The sequence below is a fragment of the Pseudarthrobacter sp. BIM B-2242 genome, assembly GCF_014764445.1.
GTDB classification, from domain to species: domain Bacteria; phylum Actinomycetota; class Actinomycetes; order Actinomycetales; family Micrococcaceae; genus Arthrobacter; species Arthrobacter luteus_A.
In genome coordinates this window covers 3439324-3459498 of sequence record NZ_CP061721.1, presented here as the reverse complement: position 1 = coordinate 3459498, position 20175 = coordinate 3439324, and the positions used below count along the sequence as shown (strand labels likewise).

At 67.6% G+C, this 20175-nt stretch carries 21 protein-coding genes; 14 read left to right on the top strand and 7 right to left on the bottom strand.

Annotation, left to right across the window (positions count from 1 at the left end):
* The first annotated feature begins 346 nt into the window (after nt 1-346).
* The 3 genes from IDT60_RS15970 to IDT60_RS15960 are packed head-to-tail and all read left to right on the top strand — an operon-like array spanning nt 347 to nt 3254.
* Complete coding sequence (locus IDT60_RS15970; protein WP_191079787.1) at nt 347-1705, top strand: hypothetical protein; 1359 nt, start codon at nt 347-349, stop codon at nt 1703-1705.
* A 50-nt stretch (nt 1706-1755) separates the two neighbouring features.
* Nucleotides 1756-2580, top strand: coding sequence for an endonuclease III (gene nth / locus IDT60_RS15965; RefSeq protein ID WP_223883996.1), 825 nt, complete (start codon nt 1756-1758; stop codon nt 2578-2580).
* A complete protein-coding gene (locus tag IDT60_RS15960) occupies nt 2577-3254 on the top strand; it encodes a CoA pyrophosphatase (RefSeq protein ID WP_164205155.1) in 678 nt (225 codons plus the stop codon). Before nth ends, IDT60_RS15960 begins: the two co-directional genes overlap by 4 nt.
* A gap of 76 nt (nt 3255-3330) precedes the next feature.
* On the opposite strand, the gene IDT60_RS15955 is transcribed toward IDT60_RS15960, so the two are convergent.
* Both IDT60_RS15955 and IDT60_RS15950 read right to left on the bottom strand, forming a co-directional pair.
* Nucleotides 3331-3501 (bottom strand): YegP family protein, encoded by a 171-nt coding sequence (locus tag IDT60_RS15955; protein ID WP_370590697.1) that lies wholly within the window; start codon nt 3499-3501, stop codon nt 3331-3333.
* Nucleotides 3502-3653: 152 nt separating this feature from the next.
* Complete coding sequence (locus IDT60_RS15950) at nt 3654-5366, bottom strand: bifunctional 3'-5' exonuclease/DNA polymerase (protein WP_191079785.1); 1713 nt, start codon at nt 5364-5366, stop codon at nt 3654-3656.
* 96 nt (nt 5367-5462) lie between these two features.
* On the opposite strand from IDT60_RS15950, the gene IDT60_RS15945 reads away from it, so the two are divergent.
* The 8 genes from IDT60_RS15945 (at nt 5463) to IDT60_RS15910 (ending at nt 11310) form a co-directional block, all read left to right on the top strand.
* Nucleotides 5463-5678 (top strand): AsnC family protein, encoded by a 216-nt coding sequence (locus IDT60_RS15945; protein WP_164205161.1) that lies wholly within the window; start codon nt 5463-5465, stop codon nt 5676-5678.
* Between the two features lie 129 nt (nt 5679-5807).
* Nucleotides 5808-7079: a septum site-determining protein Ssd gene (gene ssd / locus IDT60_RS15940; RefSeq protein WP_191079784.1), complete on the top strand. Its 1272-nt coding sequence runs from the start codon at nt 5808-5810 to the stop codon at nt 7077-7079.
* A gap of 23 nt (nt 7080-7102) precedes the next feature.
* Nucleotides 7103-8332, top strand: coding sequence for a TadA family conjugal transfer-associated ATPase (locus tag IDT60_RS15935; protein ID WP_191081984.1), 1230 nt, complete (start codon nt 7103-7105; stop codon nt 8330-8332).
* A complete protein-coding gene (locus IDT60_RS15930; RefSeq protein WP_191079783.1) occupies nt 8329-9276 on the top strand; it encodes a type II secretion system F family protein in 948 nt (315 codons plus the stop codon). Before IDT60_RS15935 ends, IDT60_RS15930 begins: the two co-directional genes overlap by 4 nt.
* Nucleotides 9273-9905, top strand: coding sequence for a type II secretion system F family protein (locus IDT60_RS15925; RefSeq protein WP_191079782.1), 633 nt, complete (start codon nt 9273-9275; stop codon nt 9903-9905). Before IDT60_RS15930 ends, IDT60_RS15925 begins: the two co-directional genes overlap by 4 nt.
* Before the next feature lie 156 nt (nt 9906-10061).
* A complete protein-coding gene (locus IDT60_RS23290; RefSeq protein WP_223883756.1) occupies nt 10062-10424 on the top strand; it encodes a DUF4244 domain-containing protein in 363 nt (120 codons plus the stop codon).
* 125 nt (nt 10425-10549) lie between these two features.
* Nucleotides 10550-10954 (top strand): TadE family type IV pilus minor pilin, encoded by a 405-nt coding sequence (locus IDT60_RS15915; RefSeq protein ID WP_223883755.1) that lies wholly within the window; start codon nt 10550-10552, stop codon nt 10952-10954.
* Nucleotides 10951-11310: an Rv3654c family TadE-like protein gene (locus IDT60_RS15910; protein ID WP_191079780.1), complete on the top strand. Its 360-nt coding sequence runs from the start codon at nt 10951-10953 to the stop codon at nt 11308-11310. Before IDT60_RS15915 ends, IDT60_RS15910 begins: the two co-directional genes overlap by 4 nt.
* Here the strand turns inward: IDT60_RS15910 and IDT60_RS15905 are convergent.
* Both IDT60_RS15905 and IDT60_RS15900 read right to left on the bottom strand, forming a co-directional pair.
* Nucleotides 11283-13715 (bottom strand): DEAD/DEAH box helicase, encoded by a 2433-nt coding sequence (locus tag IDT60_RS15905; RefSeq protein WP_223883754.1) that lies wholly within the window; start codon nt 13713-13715, stop codon nt 11283-11285. The two genes, IDT60_RS15910 and IDT60_RS15905, sit on opposite strands and share 28 nt — an antisense overlap.
* Before the next feature lie 27 nt (nt 13716-13742).
* The gene (locus tag IDT60_RS15900; RefSeq protein WP_164205172.1) at nt 13743-14435 is read right to left on the bottom strand and encodes a GNAT family N-acetyltransferase; all 693 of its coding nucleotides are present in this window, start codon (nt 14433-14435) and stop codon (nt 13743-13745) included.
* Nucleotides 14436-14706: 271 nt separating this feature from the next.
* Between IDT60_RS15900 and IDT60_RS15895 the strand changes: the two genes are divergently transcribed.
* Nucleotides 14707-15600: a rhodanese-related sulfurtransferase gene (locus IDT60_RS15895; RefSeq protein WP_191079779.1), complete on the top strand. Its 894-nt coding sequence runs from the start codon at nt 14707-14709 to the stop codon at nt 15598-15600.
* A 10-nt stretch (nt 15601-15610) separates the two neighbouring features.
* Here the strand turns inward: IDT60_RS15895 and IDT60_RS15890 are convergent, their stop codons facing one another.
* The 3 genes from IDT60_RS15890 to IDT60_RS15880 form a co-directional block, all read right to left on the bottom strand.
* Nucleotides 15611-16210 (bottom strand): hypothetical protein, encoded by a 600-nt coding sequence (locus IDT60_RS15890; protein WP_223883753.1) that lies wholly within the window; start codon nt 16208-16210, stop codon nt 15611-15613.
* A 122-nt stretch (nt 16211-16332) separates the two neighbouring features.
* Nucleotides 16333-16845, bottom strand: coding sequence for a hypothetical protein (locus IDT60_RS15885; RefSeq protein ID WP_191079778.1), 513 nt, complete (start codon nt 16843-16845; stop codon nt 16333-16335).
* On the bottom strand, nt 16845-17282 hold the full coding sequence (locus tag IDT60_RS15880; RefSeq protein WP_191079777.1) for a hypothetical protein: 438 nt from the start codon (nt 17280-17282) through the stop codon (nt 16845-16847). The genes IDT60_RS15885 and IDT60_RS15880 overlap by 1 nt, the downstream gene beginning before the upstream one ends.
* A gap of 136 nt (nt 17283-17418) precedes the next feature.
* Here IDT60_RS15880 and IDT60_RS15875 point away from each other — a divergent pair, with 136 nt between their 5' ends.
* The gene (locus IDT60_RS15875; RefSeq protein WP_191079776.1) at nt 17419-18207 is read left to right on the top strand and encodes a MerR family transcriptional regulator; all 789 of its coding nucleotides are present in this window, start codon (nt 17419-17421) and stop codon (nt 18205-18207) included.
* A gap of 130 nt (nt 18208-18337) precedes the next feature.
* Nucleotides 18338-20068, top strand: coding sequence for a methyltransferase (locus tag IDT60_RS15870; RefSeq protein ID WP_191079775.1), 1731 nt, complete (start codon nt 18338-18340; stop codon nt 20066-20068).
* The last annotated feature ends 107 nt before the right edge of the window (nt 20069-20175 follow it).

Here is a 20175-nt window from a genome sequence, read left to right as displayed (position 1 = left end):
CTGTGCGCGGCATCGGGCAAGGCGGATCACGGAAGTTCCGCAAAGAGCTGTTCCGGAACAAGACTAATGCTTGCACCTGCTCCTGTGTGTCAGCTGTCACACTGCAGCCCGCGAACGGCATTTATTTAGCGGTGAATGGTTGCGGGGCCGTGCACGCTGAGCTCCCGGCGCCACGGATCAGCTAGTGATCGGCCATACGGATGACTAGGCTGAGATGTGAATTGTGACTTTCTACGGAGCTGTCGGACCCGGTGCATCACTGCCCGGACCTGGCCGCTGCCGCCGTTCCGGACGGCACAGTTTTTGGGGCGGAACCGCCCCGTGCCGCCACGCTAAGGAGAACAGAATGAACCAGCAAAGCTCCGGCCAGAAACTTGGCCGCGCAACGGAGGCAGGGCATGACGCCACGCCGGAAAATGGCGCAGCGCAGGACCCGCAGCGGCAGGCCGGCGCCAAGCCCGGCACCACCAACCAGGCCGTACTGGGCCCGTTTACGCTGCGTGACCTGACGGTTTTTGGCGCCACTCTGGTTCTCCTGGTGGCCTCTCTGCTGCCGATCTTCCTTGGCCGGTTCAACCTCTGGAATGCTGGCAGCCTGTTCTTCCTCGGACTGGGCATCGTCCTGCCGATGATCGTCACCGCCCTTTTTGCCGCACGCCGGCTGGCTCCCGCCACCAAGGTCCGGATCGGCTCACTGTCCGTTGACCAGTTCGCCTCGGTGGTGGCGTCCTTCGCTCTCGCGTTCTTCTTTGTGTCCGCCGCTGCAGCCTACGTGCCCAGCCTGTTGGTGGGCCTGGCGGGCTCCGCCATCCTGTTCGCCGCAACGGTGCTGAGCCGTTTCATCCCGTACTTCGCCGGCGACTTTTTGGGACGCGACGAAACCGCCGCCCACGTGATGGCCCGCGACGCGGCCGTTCCGCTTCCCAAGCCGCACACGCCCAAGGAACCCAAGCCCGCCGCAGAGGCGGGGGCGGCGTCCAAGCCGGCTTTCGGGATCCCTGCCGGGCTCTGGCCGGCCAACCGTTCGGCTGCTTCCAAGCCTGCACAGACGTCGCACGGCGCCTCGGCTCCTGCGGCGTCCGCGCCCGCCAACACAGGCGCTTCCGCTACGGGCGTTGCCGCTGCGGGCGCCGGTGCTGGCGCTCCGGCCGCGGCCGGAGCAGTTTCTACCGCCCCCGAGGTCAGGGAATGGACCGCTGCCGGTGACGCAGGCCCCGCAACCCAGGCGGCCGACGTCGTGCCTTCAGCGTCAAACGCTTCCGCAGCATCCGCCGCCGATGAGACGAAGCTGGGTGACATCCCCGCTGGCGGCTCGTCAGCGCCCCGGACAGCTGCGGCGCCTGTTGCCGAAGCTGCAGCGCACGACGACGGAGCGCAGGCGGGTGCCGCCTCCCGCCCGGCCGCCGCCGAACCCGCCGCCACGGCGGTGCACCAGCAGGTGCGCAACGCCGAGCCCATCGGCGCGACAGTGGACCCTGCCAGCCGGCCGGACGAATCCGAGGAACAGCCGGTGCATGAGGCTTTCTGGTTTGCCGTGGCACAGCACCGCACCGCCGTGGACCCCCACACCGGCGCCCCTGCCTTTGTGATCGAACCCGGTGGCTGGGTGCTGGCGCTCGAAGACCGGGGCCACGAGTTCCTGGTCCAGCACACCGACGGACGCCTGGGCCTGCTGCGCGATCTCAGCAACATCGAGCGCGGCTAGCCCCGACCGTGGCCACCTCCCGTACGCCCGGAACAGGAACCGGCCCCCGTCTGGCCCGGGGTCCCGCGCCGCGGCCGGCATCGCCCGGCATAGCCGCGGAGTCGCTGCTGGCGTTGAAGCGCCGGGCCCGGCGGATCAACAGGGCGCTGGCGGAAAAATACCCGTACGCCCACGCGGAGCTGGATTTCCGGAACCCGTTCGAGCTGGTGGTGGCCACCGTGCTGTCGGCGCAGACCACCGATGTGCTGGTCAACCAGGTCACCAGGATCCTGTTTGCCCGGTACCCTGATGCCCGCACCATGTCCGAGGCCGATCCCGCCGAGCTGGAAGCCATCCTGCAGCCCACCGGCTTCTTCAGGGCCAAAACGAAGAATGTCCTGGCCCTGAGCCACCGGCTCGTGGACGAGTTCAACGGCGAGGTGCCCGGCAAGCTCGAAGACCTGGTGACCCTTCCCGGGGTCGGACGGAAAACCGCCAACGTGGTGCTGGGCAACGCTTTCGGGATCCCGGGAATTACTGTGGATACGCACTTCGGCAGGCTGGCCCGGCGCTTCGGCTGGACCGGGTCCGAGGATCCCGTCCAGATTGAATTCGACGTCGCCGAGCTGTTCGAGCCCAAGGATTGGACCATGCTGTCCCACCGGGTGGTGTTCCACGGGCGGCGTGTCTGCCACTCACGGAAGCCGGCCTGCGGCGCGTGCCCCGTAGCGAACTGGTGCCCCAGCTATGGCCTCGGCGAGACGGACCCCGTCAAAGCCGCCAAGCTCCTGAAATACGAACTGGCGCCCGGAAACGAGGCTCTGTTGGAGCAGCTGTTGGCCGAAACGCACCGTGCGGCCGAGATCCGGATGGAATCCCAGAGGCGGGTACCGTGACCGCACGGCAGGATCTGATTGACCTGGTGCGCAGATCGGATGACGGCACAGTGGACGCGCCCAACACCGCGTGGGCAGCTCTGACGGTGGACGAAAGCGTGGCCCGCAAGGCCGCAATCCTGATGCTCTTCGGTGTGCTGGACGACGTTCCGGCGGCGTCGGACAAACTGTTGGCCGCGGCGGATCTTGATGTCCTGCTGCTGGAGCGCGCGCACACGCTCGGCTCGCACCCGGGCCAGGTCGCCTTTCCGGGCGGGGGCATTGATGAGGGCGAAACCCCCATTGCCGCCGCCCTGCGGGAAGCCGAGGAAGAAACGGGGCTGGACTCCACGGGAGTGGAAGTCCTGGGCACCCTTCAGGAGCTGGGCCTGGCCCGCAGCAACTTCCTGGTGACGCCCGTGCTCGGCTGGTGGGCGTCGCCGTCGCCGGTCCACGTGGTGGATTACGCCGAATCCGCGCAGGTTTTCCGGATCCCTGTCCGCGACCTGCTGGACCCGGCCAACCGGGTGACTGCAACAGTCGGCCGTGACGGCAGGACCTTCAGCAGTCCGGCGTTCGCCGTGAACGGCGTGCTGGTCTGGGGGTTCACCGGGATTATTCTTGATGGCCTCTTTGAACAGCTGGGCTGGGCCGTGCCGTGGGACCGGACGCGCGTGCACGAGGTAGCTTTCTAAGTTCTCCAGCCGGCCTTAAATGGCTGGGGCCCGGCCTGACGGCCGGGCCCGGTTGCCGGTGCGGGGTTTGGCCCGCCTAGCTCGGATGCGGTTTATGGCGCAGATCCACAACCACTCCGGTTGCCGCGTTTTCACGCAAGGCCTTGATGCCGTCCTTCAGCGCCCCAAGGTGCTTGAAGTCGGGCGAAACGGCCACAACCTTGCCGTTTTTGTCAGTGAGATTGAAGCGATAGGCTTCGTCACTCACCCGATGTATTTCTAGCCTGCCGGGCATGATCCGGACCTCCCCTAATATGCGTCATTGCATGTTTAGCCCCGCCGTCTGCTTCAGCGGGTCTTCCCCGACTGTAACCACCGTCACAGCGCAGAACCAGCTACTGCCGGGTAGGTTACCTTCCGCTACTTGGCGTTGTCATAGGAATCCACCACGGCCACGCTGACCGGGAATTCCACGGGGATGGGTCCGAACAGGAGCTCCTTTGCCGCGGCAGCCGCTTCCTCGATGGCGCGGATGCAGGCGGCAACTCCGGACTCGGGGACGTGCACCATCACCTCGTCGTGCAGGAAAAAGACCAGCTCCGCCTGAACCGAACCGTCGGCACGCAGGGACCGCAGCCGGCGTCGTAATTCAGCCAGCCAGCACGCCGCCCAGTCGGCGGCAGAGCCCTGCACCACGAAGTTGCGGGTGAAGCGGCCGCGGGAGCGCGCGATGGCTTCCGCGCGGCGCTGTTCCTCCGCCGTTGCCGACTGCTGGCTCCGGAACCACTGTTCGGACGGCGGCGGGCTGCTGCGGCCAAGCCGTGTGGTGACGGTCCCGCCGGCCTCACCGTCACGCGCTGCCTGCTCCACGAAGCCGACGGCGCGGGGGTAGGTGCGGGCCAGCTGCGGCATGAGCCGCCCGGATTCCCCGGTGGTGGCGCCGTAGATGGCGCCCAGGAGGGCCACCTTGGCCTTGGCGCGGTCGCCGCCGAAGCCCTGCGCGGCGATGCCCGCGTAAAGGTCCTTGTCGCGCGCAGCTTCAGCCATTTTGGCGTCCTGCGCCAGGGCCACCAGGACACGCGGTTCCAACTGGGAGGCGTCGGCGACGATGAGCTTGTGGCCGGGATCGGCATGGACGGCACCGCGGATCTGCCGGGGAATCTGCAGGGCACCGCCGCCCCGGGAGGCCCACCGGCCGGACACCACGCCGCCCACCACATACTCGGGCTGGAACCGGCCGTTGCTCACCCACGCATCCAGCCAGGCCCAGCCGTTGGCGGTGTGCAGGCGGGACAGTTTTTTGTAGGCGAGGAGCGGTTCGATGGCGGGATGGCTGGACTCCATCAGCTCCCACTGCCGCGTGCTCTTGACCTCGATGCCGTTGCGGTGCAGCGCGCGCATCAGTTCCTGCGGCGAATCCGGGTTCAGCGCGGGGGAGTTCAGGAGGGCACGGAGCTCGGTGTTCAGGGCTTCGAGTTTCGCAGGCCGGTGGCCCGCGGGAGGGCGGGGTCCCAAGTATTCGGCGAGTATCTGCTCGTGCAGGTCCTCCCGCCAAGGGACACCGCTGTGCTGCATTTCTGCCGCGATCATGGCGCCGGCGGACTCGGCGGCAAGCAGCAGCTGCAGCCGTTTCCGCTTGTTCCCGTCCGGGGCGGCTGCGGTCAGTGCTGTCTGCTGGGCCGCGAATTCGGCGCGCAGGTCCGCCAGTGTGTGGCGCGGCGCCCGGTGCCGGAGATCGTCGAAGAGTGCGCCCTGGTCTGCGGGCGGGGGTGGCGGCTGGAGGGCGCGGGGCGGTTCCCGGGGATCGTCGAGCGTGGCCTTTTCGGCGTTCAGGGCGTACTCGGTGTGGGCGGTGAACTCCGAGTAGGCCAGAATCGTCCCGCACAGGCTGAGGTCGTAGCAGCGGTCCACTTCCACTCCGGCTGCCAGCAGCGCCGGGTACCAGTCCTGCGTGCGGTGCCAGATCCAACGCGGCGGCGCTTCGCGGGGCCGGGTTTCGAGGTGGCGTACGACGCCGGGCAGCTCGCTTGCGCTGATCAGCCGCGGTTCAGGGCGGTCCGGGTGCGGATCACCGGCCTCGGTGACCTGTTGGAGGGCTGCGCCGTGGGAATGGGCGGCGAGCAGCAGGTACATACCGTCAATTCTGCCTTGTGGCGGGGGCGCGGATGGACGGCGGTTCTCCGTCAACGTTTGTTGACGCCAATCAGGTTGTCAACTAGTGTTGACGGCATGGAGGTGGAACGAATGAAAATGCTGGTGGCATCAATGGACGGAAAAGGGCCTGCGGAAGCGCTCTACGCGGTGGCCGAACTGCACAAGGAAGTGGGACGCACTGAGGCGTCCCTGGTCCGCAAGGCCCGGCAGGCGGGTTTGTCCTGGGAAGCGATTGCCCTGTGCCTGGGCGTCAGTAAGCAGGCCGTCCACCGAAAGTACGGGAAGCAGTAGCCGGGCGGGAGGGATGTGGACCTCCAGGGTCATCGGCCCGTAGGTCCATTCCTTTCCGGATGAGTGGAGTTGTCCACATAGAGGGAACGGCCCCTGTGTGTCGGACCCGGTGACGTGGAGAGTTGCTCCATGAGCAGGCACCAGCTATCGCCATCACCTTCCGACCAGCCGTCTTCCCAGCGGCCCCGCGCCCGGTCCTCCCCTCCCCGTGGAGCTGCATCCGCCGAGCCCGGGGCCGGCGGCTTCGAGGCCAGTGGGTTAGGTGCCGGCGGGGTGGGGCCCGGCGGGTTGGGCGCCGGAACGTCCGGCTCCGGGCCGGCTGCCGGGGCATGGTTGCCGGACACGGCGGCAGACGAGGTGCTGCTGGTCACCGGCCAGGACTTTCTGCAGGGGCAGGTGGAGCAGATTGTGGCTGCCGCCGGCGGACAGCTAAGGGTCGTGGCAGACGTCGCGGATGCGGCCAAATATTGGGACTCCGCCGCCGCCGTGCTGGTGGGAAGCGATGTCCGTGAACTGCCTCCGCGACGCCGGGCACCCGCGGTACTGGTGGGCCTCAACGGGGAAGGGGACAGCCTCTGGCACCTGGCTGCGGCCCTCGGGGCGGAGCGGGTGGCAGTGCTTCCCGATGCCTCGGCCTGGCTGGCTGAGCATCTGAGCAGATCGCGTTCGCCCGAAGCCGGCGGCCTGGTTCTGGGTATCACAGGCGGCTGCGGCGGGGCCGGAGCCACCACCTCGGCCATCTGGATTGCACAGGCAGCAGCCAGGCTGGGTGTCCGGGTCCTGCTGGTTGACGGCGATCCCTGGGGCGGCGGCCTGGAGCTCGCGCTGGCCGCCGAGGAGACGCCCGGCCTGCGTTGGCCGGATCTGGCCGGCGCCAGCGGCAGCATCGATCCAGAGCAGCTCGCCGAGTCACTGCCCGTCGCCGGCGGGTTTTCATTCCTGTCCTGGCCGGGCAGCCGCGATCGTCCGGCGCCTGTGGATGCTGCTGCCGCGGGTGGTGTGCTGGATGCTGCCCGCCGCGGCTACGAACTGGTGGTGGTGGACATTGGTCGCGGCGCAGAGCCCGTCCACATGTTTGCCTGGGACTGTGACCGGCTTCTGGTGGTTGTGCCGGCACAGCTGAAAGCCGCCGTGGCAACGGCCCGGCTGCTCCACGAACTTCCCCCGGTTGAGGCGGCGCTGCTGGTCCGGGGCAAAACCGGCGCCGCACTGGACGCCGGACTGATTGCGGACGCTGTTGGTCTGCCAGTGCAGGGCCGGGTGCCGGAGCTGCGGGGCGTCACCGCGGCCGGGGAAAACGGGCGGCTTCTTGACCTGGGCAACCGGCGAAGCATCAGGCACTTCGCCGGATCTGTGCTGGATCTTGTGGCCGGCGACATCCCGGTGGGGGAGTTGCTGTGACCAGGCAGGCCGGTCCGCCGTCCATGCCGTTTCCACCGGTTCAGCCTGCCGGAGCGCGCCGCCGCCAGGCACGTGTCCTGGACCCTCGCGGTGTTGATTCGGCACTGCTGGAAACGGTCCGCGAGTCGGTCATGGCCGACGCCGGTCCGGTTACGGCTTCCCGCGTTGCGGCAGCTGTCCAGGCCACCGGACGGCTGCTGGGCACAGCCGGTTCCCTGGCGGCCGTCGAACGGATCAGCGCGGAGCTGAACGGACTTGGACCCCTCCAGGAGCTGACCCGGGACGTCCGGGTCACGGACATCTTCGTCAATGCCCCGGACTCGGTATGGATCGACAGGGGGAGGGGCATCGAACCGGCGGGGGTTTCGTTTGCCGGCGAAGCCCAGGTGAGGGCGTTGGCTTCGAGGCTTGTGGCTGCCGGCGGAAGGCGGCTGGACGACGGTTCGCCGTGCGTTGATGTCAGGCTCGAAGGCGGCTACCGTGTCCACGCCGTACTGCCGCCGATTTCGACAGCGGGCACCCTGCTGAGTGTCAGGATCCGGCGCGAACAGGTCTTCACCATGGCGGAGCTCAGCTCCGGCGGGATGTTCGGCAGCGTGGTGCATGAGGTTTTGGAGGGCATTGTCCGGCACCGGCTGAGCTTCCTCATCAGCGGAGCCACCGGCTCGGGGAAGACCACTCTGCTCTCTACCCTGCTGGGGCTGTGTTCCCCGGCGGAGCGGCTGGTCCTGATCGAGGACGCCTCCGAACTGAACCCCGTCCATCCGCACATCGTTTCGCTCGAGTCCCGGCACGGAAACCTCGAAGGCGGAGGCGAGGTGGATTTGGGCGAACTGGTCCGGCAAGCACTGCGGATGCGCCCGGACCGCCTGGTGGTGGGGGAGTGCCGGGGCGCCGAGGTTCGGGAACTCCTGACGGCCATGAACACCGGCCACACCGGCGGAGGAGGGACCATTCACGCGAATACGGCCACCGCCGTCCCAGCCCGGTTGACGGCCTTGGGCGCACTCGCAGGGCTAGGCCAGGACGCGGTCCGGCTCCAGGCAGCCAGTGCACTGGACGTTGTGGTGCATGTGGAGCGGTCGCGTCAGGGACGGCGGGTATCCTGTGTGGGCGTGGTGCAGGATGGCCCCGGAGGACTGGCTGTGGTCCCGGCCCTTGAGAACCGGCTCAACCGGTTAGCCGCCGGGCCCGCCTGGGAGTTGCTGAGTGAGCGGCTGGGGATGTCGCCTGAGCTGGGCGCCGCGGCGTGACGGCCGTGCTGGCCGGCATCCTCGCCGCTGCTGTCATTCTGCTGTTCCGGCCGCCCGGCGGTGCGGCGGGCCGGTTTCGGCGGGCTGCAGGGAGCACCGGCCGGGGCCGCGCCGCAGGTCCGGATGCCCTGCACGGTGACGGAAGCATCGACCGTTCGGCGCCGGGATTCAGCTTTGGCCTTTCATGGCGCAAGGTACGCCGTGCCGGACAGGGCCAAGGTCAGCTTTCGCTGACCCTGGTGGTCCAGCAGCTCGCGGCGTTGCTGAAGGGAGGGCGCACACCGGCGCGGCTGTGGGACGAATTATGGCTGGTCCACCACGGCCGTCCGGAAGAAAGCGGACGTGGCCCATCAGGCATTGCCCGGCAAAGGAATCCTGCCGAGGCACCAGCTGCTCCGGCCAAGGCACGAACTGCTCCGGCCGAGGCACCGGCTGCTTCAGCCAAGGCACGAGCTGCCGGGCGTAATGTACCTGGCCTGAGCCCCGGTTCCCTGGCGATGCTGGGCGCCGTCCGGGCCGCTGCATCCCGGGGCCTGCCGGTGTCCGAGGCGATCAGGAGAGCCGCCCCGGCAGCATTTCCGCGCGCTGCCGGCAGGGAGACCCGGATCTGGCTGGAGCTGGCCGCGTGTTTTGACATTGCCGAAGCCAGCGGCTGTCCCCTGGCGGATGTCCTGGCGCGGTTCGCAGCCCAGCTGGAGGTGGAAGATGACGCGGACGCCGCCCGGCAAACAGCGCTTGCCGGGCCCAAGGCCACCGTGAGCCTCCTGACCTGGCTGCCAGCGACGGGCCTGGGCCTGGGCATGGCCCTGGGTGCAGACCCCCTGGCCATGCTGTTCGGGACGCCGTTGGGCATGGCGGCGCTCGCAGCGGGGGTGGCCCTCACCGTGGCCGGGAGAATCTGGTCCGCCCGCCTGGTCCACGCTGCCGCAGGGGCCGTGCCGTGACAGGTCACTTTGTGCCCGGGGTTGTGCTCGCCGTTCTCCTGGTCCTCGTTTCAAGTCTGGTCTTTTCACAGCCGGGCCGGGTACGGCAGCGGCTGCTGAGATTGGGTGTGCGGTCCGGGCGGTCCGGCAACAAACCGGGTACGCGGAGCGCCCGGGATGGCTCCCGGCAGGGCGATGGCCAGGGCCTCCCTGACGGATTGCGCGACACAGCCATGATGCTGGAACTTGTGGCCGCAATGCTGGACGCCGGCTCCGGAATTGGACGCTCCTTGGAACTCATTGCGGCCTCCGCGTCCAAGGACTACCGCCAGGCGCTGCGCCCGGTAGTCTCGGCACTGGCCATCGGGGCCGACTGGGAGACGGCCTGGCGCAGTTCCGAAGTCCGGCTTCCCGAGATCCTGGAACTGCGTGATGCACTCGGGTTTGCCGCCCTGACCGGCGCGCCGTCGTCCGCCATTCTCTATGCACAGGCCGCCAGGCTGCGCCGGGAAAGGTTCCGTGCGGCGGAGAAACGCGCCGCCTCCCTGGGCGTGAAGCTCGTCATCCCGCTGGGCCTGTGCTCCCTTCCTGCCTTCATCTGCCTCGGCGTGGTGCCCGTTCTCCTGGCGCTGGTTCCCTCTGGATCGTAACGCCGGGTCCTGGCACTGGTTCCGTCCCCTCCTCCACAACCTGTTCACAGGCCCGGTTATCCACTTGGAGGAGTTTCGCCCTTACCGCCCCGTGGGAAGCCCGGAAGAGTCGAATCAGCCCGGCAACTCGGCCGGACACAGAAGGGACAAACAACCATGACAACCATCCAAAACGGCTTTTCCCCGGCCCCTGCACCGCAGTCCGGCGCTGGGTTTGCCGGTACCCCTGAGCGGGACCCGGCAGCGCCTTCCGTTGCAGAATCCGTCGCCTGCACCTGCCCGCGGGAGGACGGCACAGAGACCGCGGGCAACGTTGTGGAGCTGAACCCGGGAGCCAGCGCGGCGAAGAAGCGCTGGCAGCAGTTCACGGCTTCCGAGGCCGGGATGGCTACAGCCGAATACGCCATAGCCACGTTGGCGGCGGTGGGCTTCGCCGGGATCCTCGTCTTCATTCTCCGCAGCGACGAGGTACGCGGATTCCTGCTGACGCTGATCCGCACCGCGCTGGCCCTGCCGTGAGAAGGGCGCCGGCAGCGATGCTTCCGGACACCGGGCAGGGCAGCATCAGGAAGCCGGATCCCGTCCCTGCCGGTCGCGGGGGTCGTGGTGGTGAAGCTCGTGGGGCCGGAAATGCCCCGGGCTCCGTGACCGGCGCCGTGACGGCCGAATTCGCCGTGGCGCTGCCGGCTGTCCTTCTGCTGCTTGCTTTGCTCCTGTCCGGAACCGCTGCCGGCGTCACCCAGCTCAGGCTTGAGGAGGCAGCACACGCTGGCGCCAGGGCACTGGCACGAGGCGAGGACCCGGGTGCGGTGGAGGGTATCGTCCGGACCTTAGCGGGCGCGTCGGCCACGGCGTCTGTGACGGTCAACGGCGAGTGGCTTAGCGTCACCGTTGCGGACAGGGTTGGCGGTCCCATGGGCGCCACCGTGCCGTGGACCCTGACAGCACGGGCATCAACCCGCGGCGAAGTGCCGGTAGCGTCAGGAATCGCCCTCCACAGCATGGTGCCGCCCGACGTGCTGCCCCGATTGAGCGACGTCCGGTCATGAGCGTCCGGAGCCGGGACCAGCGGGAGCGCGGCTCGGGAACCGTCCTGGCGGCAGGGCTGGGGCTGGTGGTCATCATGGCTTTGGCGCTGATGGTGCTTCTTGCCCAGTCAGCCGTGATGGCCAGCAGGGCGGCAGCGGCGGCGGACCTTGCCGCGCTCGCCGGAGCAGATGCCCTGCGCGGGCTGACCTCAGGTGATCCTTGTACGGTCGCAGCGGACGTGGCCGCCCGGCACAGCGCCGTCCTCGTGACGTGCACGGAAGGACCCGGGCAGACCCTGGAAGTCAGAACAGAGCTGGCGGTCCGGACCGTGTTGGGCGCCGCCAGCGGTCATGCGCGGGCGGGACCGCCGCCCTGAGCCGAAACCGGATCGAGGTCGCGCTCCGCAGGGGGCGGGAGTTCCACGTCTCGGGGAGGCGCCTCGCTCGAGTCTTTGAGGAGGACGTTGATCAGCATGATGGCCGCAGCCTTGTCCAAGGGGTTGTTTTTGTTCCCGCATTTAGGGGACTGGACGCAGGACGGGCAGCCGGACTCACACTCACAGGCTTTGATGGCGTCCCGCGTCGCCGAGAGCCAGACCTTCGCCTTGTCGAAGCCGCGCTCCGCGAAACCCGCGCCCCCGGGGTGCCCGTCATACACGAAGATGGTGGGCACGCCCGTGTCGGCGTGGATGGCTGTGGACACGCCGCCAATGTCCCAGCGGTCGCTCGAGGCCACCAGCGGCAGAAGCCCGATCGCTGCGTGTTCGGCAGCGTGCAGAGCTCCCGGGAACTGTGCCTCGATCAGCCCCGCACCTGTCAGCGAACGGTTCTCCACCACGAACCAGACGGCCTTGGTGAACAGGTCGCGGGCGCCCAGCTCCAGCGGTTCCTCACCCAGGATTTCATTGGAGATCAGGGCCTTCCGCTGGAAGGAGACCACCTGGGTTGTGACTTTGACGTCCCCGAAGTGCACGGAAACGTCGCCCCACTGTGCGGTCCGCTGGGTTTCGAGGACCTCGATCTGGGTGACGTCGCGGGCGGTGGTGTAGTAGTCGGGGTTGGCGCGGCGGACCATCACGCAGTGGTCGTCCTCGTTCAGCTCCTCCACAACATAGCTGTCACCCTGGTGGACGTAGACCGCCCCGGTATGGGCCTGATAGTGGGTCTGCGGCGAGTCCATGGTCCCCAGCAGGGAGCCGGTGTCGGCGTCCACGATGCTCACCGGTCCGCCGCCGTCGGCCCGAAGGTTCACCATGGCGGCAGCGCTTTGGGAGTGGGTCCAGAACCAGCCGGCCGGCCGGCGCCGCAGGTAACCCTGGGCAACAAGCTGCCCCAGCAGCTTTTCGGACGTGTTGCCGAAGAGCCCGAGTTCGGCCACACCAAGCGGGAGCTCCGCGGCGGCAGCGCAGAGATGCGGTCCCAGCACGTAGGGGTTGGAAGGGTCAAACACGGTTGCTTCCACCGAGACGTCAAAGATGGCCTCGGGATGGTTCACCAGGTACGTGTCCAAGGGGTCGTCGCTGGCAACGAACGCAGCAATGGCGTCCTGGCCGGCGCGTCCGGCCCGGCCGATCTGCTGGAACAGCGATGCCCTGGTGCCCGGCCAGCCGGCCACCAGCACGGCGTCCAGCCCGGAGATGTCGATCCCCAACTCGAGGGCGGACGTGCTGGAGACACCCAGGAGCTCTCCGGAGCGGAGGGCCTTCTCCAGGGCGCGCCGTTCCTCCGGCAGGTAGCCCGACCGGTAGGCGGCCACGCGCTGCGGCAGGCTGGGGTCCACCTCGTCCAGTAATCGCTTGGTGATCGAGGAGATGGTTTCGGCCCCGCGCCGGGACTTGATGAAGGCGATGGTCCTGATCCGGGAGGAGACCAGGTTGGCCAGCAGGTCGGCGGTCTCCGCAACAGCTGTGCGGCGCTCCTTGGCCCCGTTCTCACCCTTGAGTTCGGTCAGGGCCGGCTCCCAGAACGCCACGGTGGTGGAACCGTGCGGCGAGCAGTCCTCGGCAACAGCCCGGACGGGCGCCCCGATCAGCCGCCCGAACGATGTACCCGGCTCCGAGGCTGTGGCGGACGCCGCGATGAAGACCGGGCCCGGGTGGGACGTCCCGGCACCGTAGTAGGCGCAGATGCGGCGCAGCCTGCGCATCAGGTTGGCAACATGGGAGCCAAAGACCCCCCGGTAGCTGTGGGCTTCATCGACAATGACGTACCGCAGCCGCCGGAAGAAACTTGCCCACCAGGCGTGGTTGGGCAGGATGCCGAAGTGCAGCATGTCCGGGTTCGCCAGGATGAAGTTGGCGTGGTCCCGGATCCAGCGGCGGGACGCGGGGTCCGTGTCGCCGTCGTACGTCTCTGCCCGTACGGTGGGCAGCTTCAGGGAGCGGATGGCCGCCAGCTGGTCGGCGGCGAGCGCCTTGGTGGGGGAGAGGTACAGCGTCACGGCGCCGTCGTCGTGGATTTTTCCGGGTTCGGACAGCACCCGCAGCTCGGAGCGGTGGATGGCGTCCAGCGCCGGCAGTTGGTACGCAAGGGATTTTCCGGAGGCCGTGCCGGTGGCAATCACCACGTGCTCGCCGCCGTGGGCCAGGCTGGCCGCCTGGATCTGGTGGCGGTAGGGCTCATGGATGCCCAGCGACCCATAGGCTGCCACCAGGTCTGGATGGGCCCAGTCAGGCCACGGCTCGTGGACCGCCCGCCGGGCGGGGATGGTGCGGACATGACGGAGCTGCTCCGGGTCCGGGCCGCGGCCCAGCAACGGGATCAGCGAGTCATGGGGGTTCACCCCAACATTCTTTCACCCGGGGAAAAATCAGCCCACGGACAGGTCGGAACCTTCGGAGGACGTGGAGAGCATCAGTACCCGGCACACCACGGACCAGCCCAGGTGCGAGTAGAGCTTTTGGCCATCCAGCGAGGCCAGCAACAGGCCGTTTTCAACGTCCGGTCCGATGGCCTGCGCCGCGAGGGCCTTCATGATGAAGCTGCCCAGACCGCGGCGCTGAAACTCCGGCTGGACCACAATCTTGTCGAACACGGCCGTCCCGTCCACCACAAAAACCCTGCCGCTGGCCGCAACCTCATCACCGGAGCGGACAACGGCGTGGTGGACGCCGTCGAGTTGCGACGTGACCAGGTTCAACTCGTCATCCGAGAGCCAGGGATCCTCGGTGTCCTGGGTTTCCATATCCACGATCATCATGGCCTGCGATGCGGAGGTGATGTTCAGCCCGTGCTTCTCGGCAAGCTGCGTGTAGCGGAGGACGTCATTGGTCAGCACGGTCAGAATCCGTGAAGGAGCTTCAACGGTCTTTGCTACCAATGCTGCGAACTCATCGTCGGAAGGGTCATGGGAGAAGTATTCCCAGTCCCCGGTGGTGTCGGCCCGCAGTACAGCGGGGAAGCGGCCCTCAGTGGACGTCTGGTACCCGCGGCAACCTGCCCAGCCAGTTACCCAGACCTCAAGAAGGTTCGTAATGTCTTCAACCATGGCATCCGGACTCATGTGATGAGGGTATTCCAGCCCCGTCACAAGCAACAGGGGTTGCCTCCCTTGATGTGACTTGCTTATCCAATCGTGACCCGGGGATACAGCGGCGCAGACGCGGCCACGGCAGCGGTGACGGTCACCGCTGTGCGGTTTGCCGTCGTCGTCCCCGGCTTACAGGGATGCCGAAACCGTGCTGAACAGGCGCGATGCAGCCGGCGCAGCGAACCCTGGCGGCCGCTGGCTCACCGGCAGGACCGGGCGGGGCAAAGCCAGTACCCTTAAATACGTGGCTTTGAACAGAATTGTGCTCTTTTACGGTTTTACGCCCATCGCTGATCCGGACGCGGTGCGGCTCTGGCAGCGTGCCCTGTGCGAGAAGCTCGGGCTGACCGGACGCATCCTGATCTCCAAGGACGGCATCAATGCCACGGTGGGCGGCGAGATCGGCGCCGTCAAGCAGTACGTCAAGACCACGCGCGAATACAAGGGCTTCCACGGCATCGACGTGAAGTGGTCCGACGGCGGTGCGGAAGACTTTCCGCGGCTGAGCGTCAAGGTCCGGGACGAGATTGTCTCCTTCGGCGCTCCCGGCGAGCTCAAGGTGGATGCAAACGGTGTTGTGGGCGGCGGCACACACCTGAAGCCCGAAGAGCTGCATGAACTGGTAGCGGACAGGAAACAGGCGGGGGAGGACGTGGTGTTCTTCGACGGCCGCAACGCCTTCGAGGCTCAGATCGGCAAGTTCAAGGACGCGATCGTCCCGGACGTCGCCACCACACACGACTTCATCAAGGAACTCGACTCCGGCAAGTACGACGCCCTCAAAGACAAGCCGGTCGTCACCTACTGCACCGGCGGCATCCGGTGCGAGGTGCTGTCCAGCCTGATGGTGAACCGCGGTTTCAAACAGGTCTACCAGCTCGACGGCGGCATTGTCCGCTATGGCGAAACGTTCAAGGACCAGGGCCTCTGGGAAGGTTCGCTCTACGTCTTCGACAAGCGCATGCACCTGGAGTTCAGCGAGGAGGCGAAGACCATCGGCGAATGTGTCCGCTGCGCAGCACCCACCAGCAAGTTCGAAAACTGCTCCAACCTCAGCTGCCGCACCCTCACCCTGTACTGCGCAGAGTGCGCCGCCAGCCCGGAGACGCTGCGCTGCCCTGAAGGCTGCGCCGCCTAAAGCGTTGCCGTTAGAGCCAGATCAGCCGGTACGCGTAATTGGCCTCGGACTGCGCTTCCACCCGGAAAGTCAGCGCCGTTTCCTTCGCCAGGTAGATCACATTCTGCCGCTTCGATCCGCACCGCAGGCTGAGGTGCACCATGGTGTACACCTCGTTGCTGACGGTGAAGGTGACCGGCCGCTGGCTGCGGCACACCAGCGCTAAGACGTATGTCCCCACCGGCAGGCCGGCCACGGTTTCGGTCCGGACTTCCTTGGCCTGAAGCAGGCCATAGCCCCGGTGTGCAACCTGCAGCCCGGAGCCGAGCTGGACCGTCTCGAGCCAGGCCTCAAGGCCCGCCGCACTGACCGGTTCGTTCTGCCATTGCTCCGCGGCAACATCCGGCTCTGTGACCCGCGGGGCTGCGGAAACGTAATTGAGGGCAGTCCGCCAGCCGTCGTCGTAACTGTATTCGCACCCGGCCAGCACCGCTCCCGCCAGCAAGGCACCCGCCGTTGAAAGCGCGACGGCGGCCCTTGTCCGGGTGCGCAGGGGAACCTTCCCGGACAGGCAAAGGCCCGGACGACAAGCCGCACGGTGATGCGCAGATGCTCCCTGCAGTGAGGGCATGGACTGATTTTAACGCCGGCAGGCCCGGCAGAAGCGGGTCATGCGCCCCCTACTTAAACGCGCGCTAACCGCGCGGCGGAGCCGCGCGCCGGAGCCGCGTAGCCAAGCCGCAGCCGCGTGGCTCAGGCCGGGCCGGCGAAACGCACGGCACCGCCAGCCGGCCCCGCGTCCCCGATGGGTTCAAGAGCAGCCGACACCTCGCCGGCGGTAAGGTCAAGCACCGTGTCGTGCGGAGCGCCGCACTCGATCCGCTGCGAGAGGAGCAACTCTCCATGCTGCCGGACGGTCACCGTGGCGCCGGGGCCGGTGGTGCAGAGAGCGCGGACCGTGTACGTGCCGGTGTCCCGCAGCAGGCCCCCCGTGGTGATGCCGCGACCGTCCCGCAATCCGCCCATCGCCCCAAGGGAAACGACGCCTTCGGGCTCACCCATCAGGGATTCCACTTCGGCCATCAGTTCCGCCTGCCGGGCGGCTTCGCCTGCGTCCATGGTTGAGTCGGCGGGGGCCGACGGCAGCGCAGCGGTGCTCCCGCCAGGCCGGGGTTCCGCATCCTCGTACTCGCACGCGCCCAGCGATACCGCAGCCAGCAGCATGCCGCCGGCTACGAGCAGAGATCGTCCCGCATTCACAGGCACTAGCCGGCCTGCACAAGCTGGTAGGCATAGAGGGTTGGTGCGTCCACGCTGGAGGCGCTGAGCTCCAGCGGTCCGGATTCCGTGATGGTGATTCTCGCTGTCTCGCGGGTTCCGTAGCAGGCAGCGCCGAGGTCCATGAGGTCCTTGCCGCCTGACCGGACGGCGAGGAAAGCCTTGCCGCCGCCGTCGCACACCAGCGTCAGCGTGTATTTTCCTGCCGGTACATTCTCGGTGTGGTCCACGGGCCGGCCGTCGAGGATCTTGCCTGCATCCTCGGCCACGATGCCGCTGGCCGAGGGCATCGCCGTGGCCTTCCATGCCGGAACATCGGCGTTCTCCACCGAAAGCCGCTGTGCACAACCGGAAACGCCAAGCACCACGGCGGCTGCCGCCACCGCGGTCAGGGCACGCGGGATGGAAGTGGGAAAGAGAGCCATGCTTCAAACTTACCCGGAGCCCCTGTGATCCGCGGATCCCAAACATCTTGACCTTGACGCAGCGTCAACATTTACGGTTTAACCATCAGCCCGGGACGCCTTATATTTCGGGGAAATGCACCGGAAGGAGGAGCGGATGGACTGGTCCATCCAGGAGATCGCCCGGATCGCCGGTACCACCAGCAGGACACTGCGGCATTACGACAGCATTGGCCTGCTGAAACCCAGCCGCACCGGCCACAACGGATACCGGTTCTACAACCAGGCGGCCCTGGTACAGCTCCAGCGCATCCTGCTGCTTCGGGAACTCGGGCTGGGCCTGCCGGTCATCAGCCAGGTGCTCGACGACGAAACGGACGCCGCGAAGGCCCTCGCCGGCCATCTCGCCTGGCTTAAACAGGAGCAGGACAGACTGTCGCGGCAGATCGCGTCGGTCACACAAACCATCAACGCAGTAAAAGGAGGCGGCGAAATCATGGCAGAAGAGATGTTCAACGGTTTTGACCACACGCAGTACAAGGACGAAGTGGAGGAGCGCTGGGGCAAGGACGCCTACGCCAAGGGGGATTCGTGGTGGCGCGGCATGAGCGCCGATGAGAAAGCGGCGTGGAAGCAGCGCTCGCAGCAGCTGGGCGAGGACTGGATCGCTGCTGCCACGGCCGGCATCGAGCCCGACAGCGCCGAAGCCCAGGCCCTCGCGAAGCGGCACGTCGAATGGCTGACCGGCATACCGGGCACACCGGCGTCGGACGCCCGCGGCACGGCAGACGGCGCGGGTGGTGGCACCGGAGGCGTCAAGGGGTATGTCACGGGTCTCGGCGAAATGTACGTCGCGGACCCCAGGTTCGCCAAGAACTACGGCGGGGCTGAGGGGGCAGGTTTTGTCAGGGACGCCCTCGCGGTCTACGCGGAGAAGAACCTGTAGCTGGTCGCCCTGCTAGGTTCCGGTCCCTCCCAACTAAGTAGCGCTAACTGTCGTTTTGAGGCGCTAAAACGACAGTTAGCGCTACTTAGTTGGGCACGGCGCGGGGATACTCCGCCAATAGACTTGGCCGGTGACTGATTCCACGCTTTTCTTCGCCGGCAACACCCCCGACGCACCGCGCAGCGACCGCCCGGAACTCCTGGCGGCTCTCGCCGCCGACTTGCGGGCGGTGGACTACACGCTCGACGGCGTGGCCTCTCTGCTGGGTGAGTCCGCCTACAACGCGCTGAACCGGGACCAGATCATCCCGGCCCTGCTGGCCACCGAAAGCGCCGTCGAGGCCGGCGTTGAAGGCGGCACATCCGGTGACCGGACAGCGGCAGCGCTCGCCGCCGTCGTCCGTCTTTGGCTCCTGGCGGAACCGCAGACGCCGGCAACGCTCGACGCCGCCCTGCCGCGAATCCGGACAGCGGGCCTGGTGGAGCTGGGGCTGCTGGAGCCCGTGCCCGGCACCGCGTCCGCAGGGGCCGGGCTCATGCAAGCCAAGGCGGACCTCCGGCCCTATGGCTGGGAGGGCGCCGAAGGGGAAGACACAGTCAGCAGCGGCGGCGCCGAACTGTGGGTGGCCAGCGATCTCGCCGCCCACCAGCAGGCCGGGATGCTGCGCCACGACCATGTGCTGGGGATCGGCCAGGCGTCCACCACGCTGGTGCAGACCACCATCCGGCGGCACGTGGCCAAGGCGCTGGATCTGGGGACGGGCTGTGGAATCCAGTCGTTCCACCTCCTGCACCACGCCGAACACGTCACGGCCACGGACATTTCCGCACGGGCACTGGCCTTCACCCGGTTCAACCTGCTCCTCAACGCCGAGGCGCTGCACCTGGATCCCGCCCGCCTCGAGGACCGGGTAAGCCTCCGGCTCGGCTCACTGCTGGAGCCTGTGGCCGGGGAGGAATTCGACCTGGTGGTATCCAACCCGCCGTTTGTGATTACGCCGCGAACCTCCGGCGAACAGGCTTCCGGGCAGTTCACGTACCGCGACGGCGGCCTGCCGGGGGACCAGATTGTGTCCTCGCTGGTCCGGGACCTTCCCTCGGTCCTGGCTCCTGGCGGAACAGCCCAGTTATTGGGCAACTGGGAGATCCCGGCGGGGGCGGACTGGGCAGAACGGCCGCAAAGCTGGGCTGGTCCGGACGCGGATGCCTGGTTCATCCAGCGGGAACAGGTCAGCCCGGAACAGTACGCCGAAACGTGGCTGCAGGACGCCTCCGAGGCCCGCGACCGCCAGCACTATCGCGACGCCTACGCCGCCTACCTCGCGGACTTTGCCTCCCGGAACGTTGCCGGGATCGGTTTCGGCATGATCTGGCTGCGGCGTCCCGCCACTGCAAGCCCCGCCGTACGTGGATCCGCCGCTCCAGGATCCGGAGGGGCCACCATCAGCCGCTTCGAGGAAATCACCTACCCCATCGAACAGCCGGTGGGACCACACCTGGGTGCCGCCGTCGATCGTTCGGACTGGCTGGCCGCACACAGTCTTGAGGACGCACACCTGCTCGTTGCTGACGACGTCACCGAGGAACGCCACCAGCGCCCGGGCGCCGAACATCCGGGCGTGATCCTGCTCCGCCAGGGTGCGGGGCTGCGCCGGACCAACCTGCTCAGCACGGAGCTGGCCGGCTTCGTATCCGCGTGCGACGGCGACCTCTCCGTTGGGCAGATCATCGGGGCACTTGCCGCGCTGCTGGGAGGCAGCCTGGCCGGGGAAGACGGGTTCGACGACGACGCATTCCGGGCGGCGCTGCTTACCGAAGCGGGCAACCTGGTCCGCGACGGATTCCTGGTGCCGGCGGATTAGGGAGGATCCCCGCGGCGCGAAATAGCGGGGATTCCGGGCCCAAAAACCGCGCTGCGGACCCTGACGTTTTCCACATGAATGCGCATCCTTGGCCAAAATATGGTGAA

What these genes read in the sequence shown, in the direction of transcription:
- IDT60_RS15945 (WP_164205161.1), top strand. Translation starts at nt 5,463, where the DNA reads ATGGAGGTGGAACGAATGAAAATGCTGGTGGCATCAATGGACGGAAAA.
- IDT60_RS15970 (WP_191079787.1), top strand. Translation starts at nt 347, where the DNA reads ATGAACCAGCAAAGCTCCGGCCAGAAACTTGGCCGCGCAACGGAGGCA.
- IDT60_RS15900 (WP_164205172.1), bottom strand. Translation starts at nt 14,435, where the DNA reads ATGAGTCCGGATGCCATGGTTGAAGACATTACGAACCTTCTTGAGGTC.
- ssd (WP_191079784.1), top strand. Translation starts at nt 5,808, where the DNA reads ATGAGCAGGCACCAGCTATCGCCATCACCTTCCGACCAGCCGTCTTCC.
- IDT60_RS15880 (WP_191079777.1), bottom strand. Translation starts at nt 17,282, where the DNA reads ATGGCTCTCTTTCCCACTTCCATCCCGCGTGCCCTGACCGCGGTGGCG.
- IDT60_RS23290 (WP_223883756.1), top strand. Translation starts at nt 10,062, where the DNA reads ATGACAACCATCCAAAACGGCTTTTCCCCGGCCCCTGCACCGCAGTCC.
- IDT60_RS15910 (WP_191079780.1), top strand. Translation starts at nt 10,951, where the DNA reads ATGAGCGTCCGGAGCCGGGACCAGCGGGAGCGCGGCTCGGGAACCGTC.
- IDT60_RS15875 (WP_191079776.1), top strand. Translation starts at nt 17,419, where the DNA reads ATGGACTGGTCCATCCAGGAGATCGCCCGGATCGCCGGTACCACCAGC.
- IDT60_RS15890 (WP_223883753.1), bottom strand. Translation starts at nt 16,210, where the DNA reads ATGCCCTCACTGCAGGGAGCATCTGCGCATCACCGTGCGGCTTGTCGT.
- IDT60_RS15950 (WP_191079785.1), bottom strand. Translation starts at nt 5,366, where the DNA reads ATGTACCTGCTGCTCGCCGCCCATTCCCACGGCGCAGCCCTCCAACAG.
- IDT60_RS15935 (WP_191081984.1), top strand. Translation starts at nt 7,103, where the DNA reads ATGCCGTTTCCACCGGTTCAGCCTGCCGGAGCGCGCCGCCGCCAGGCA.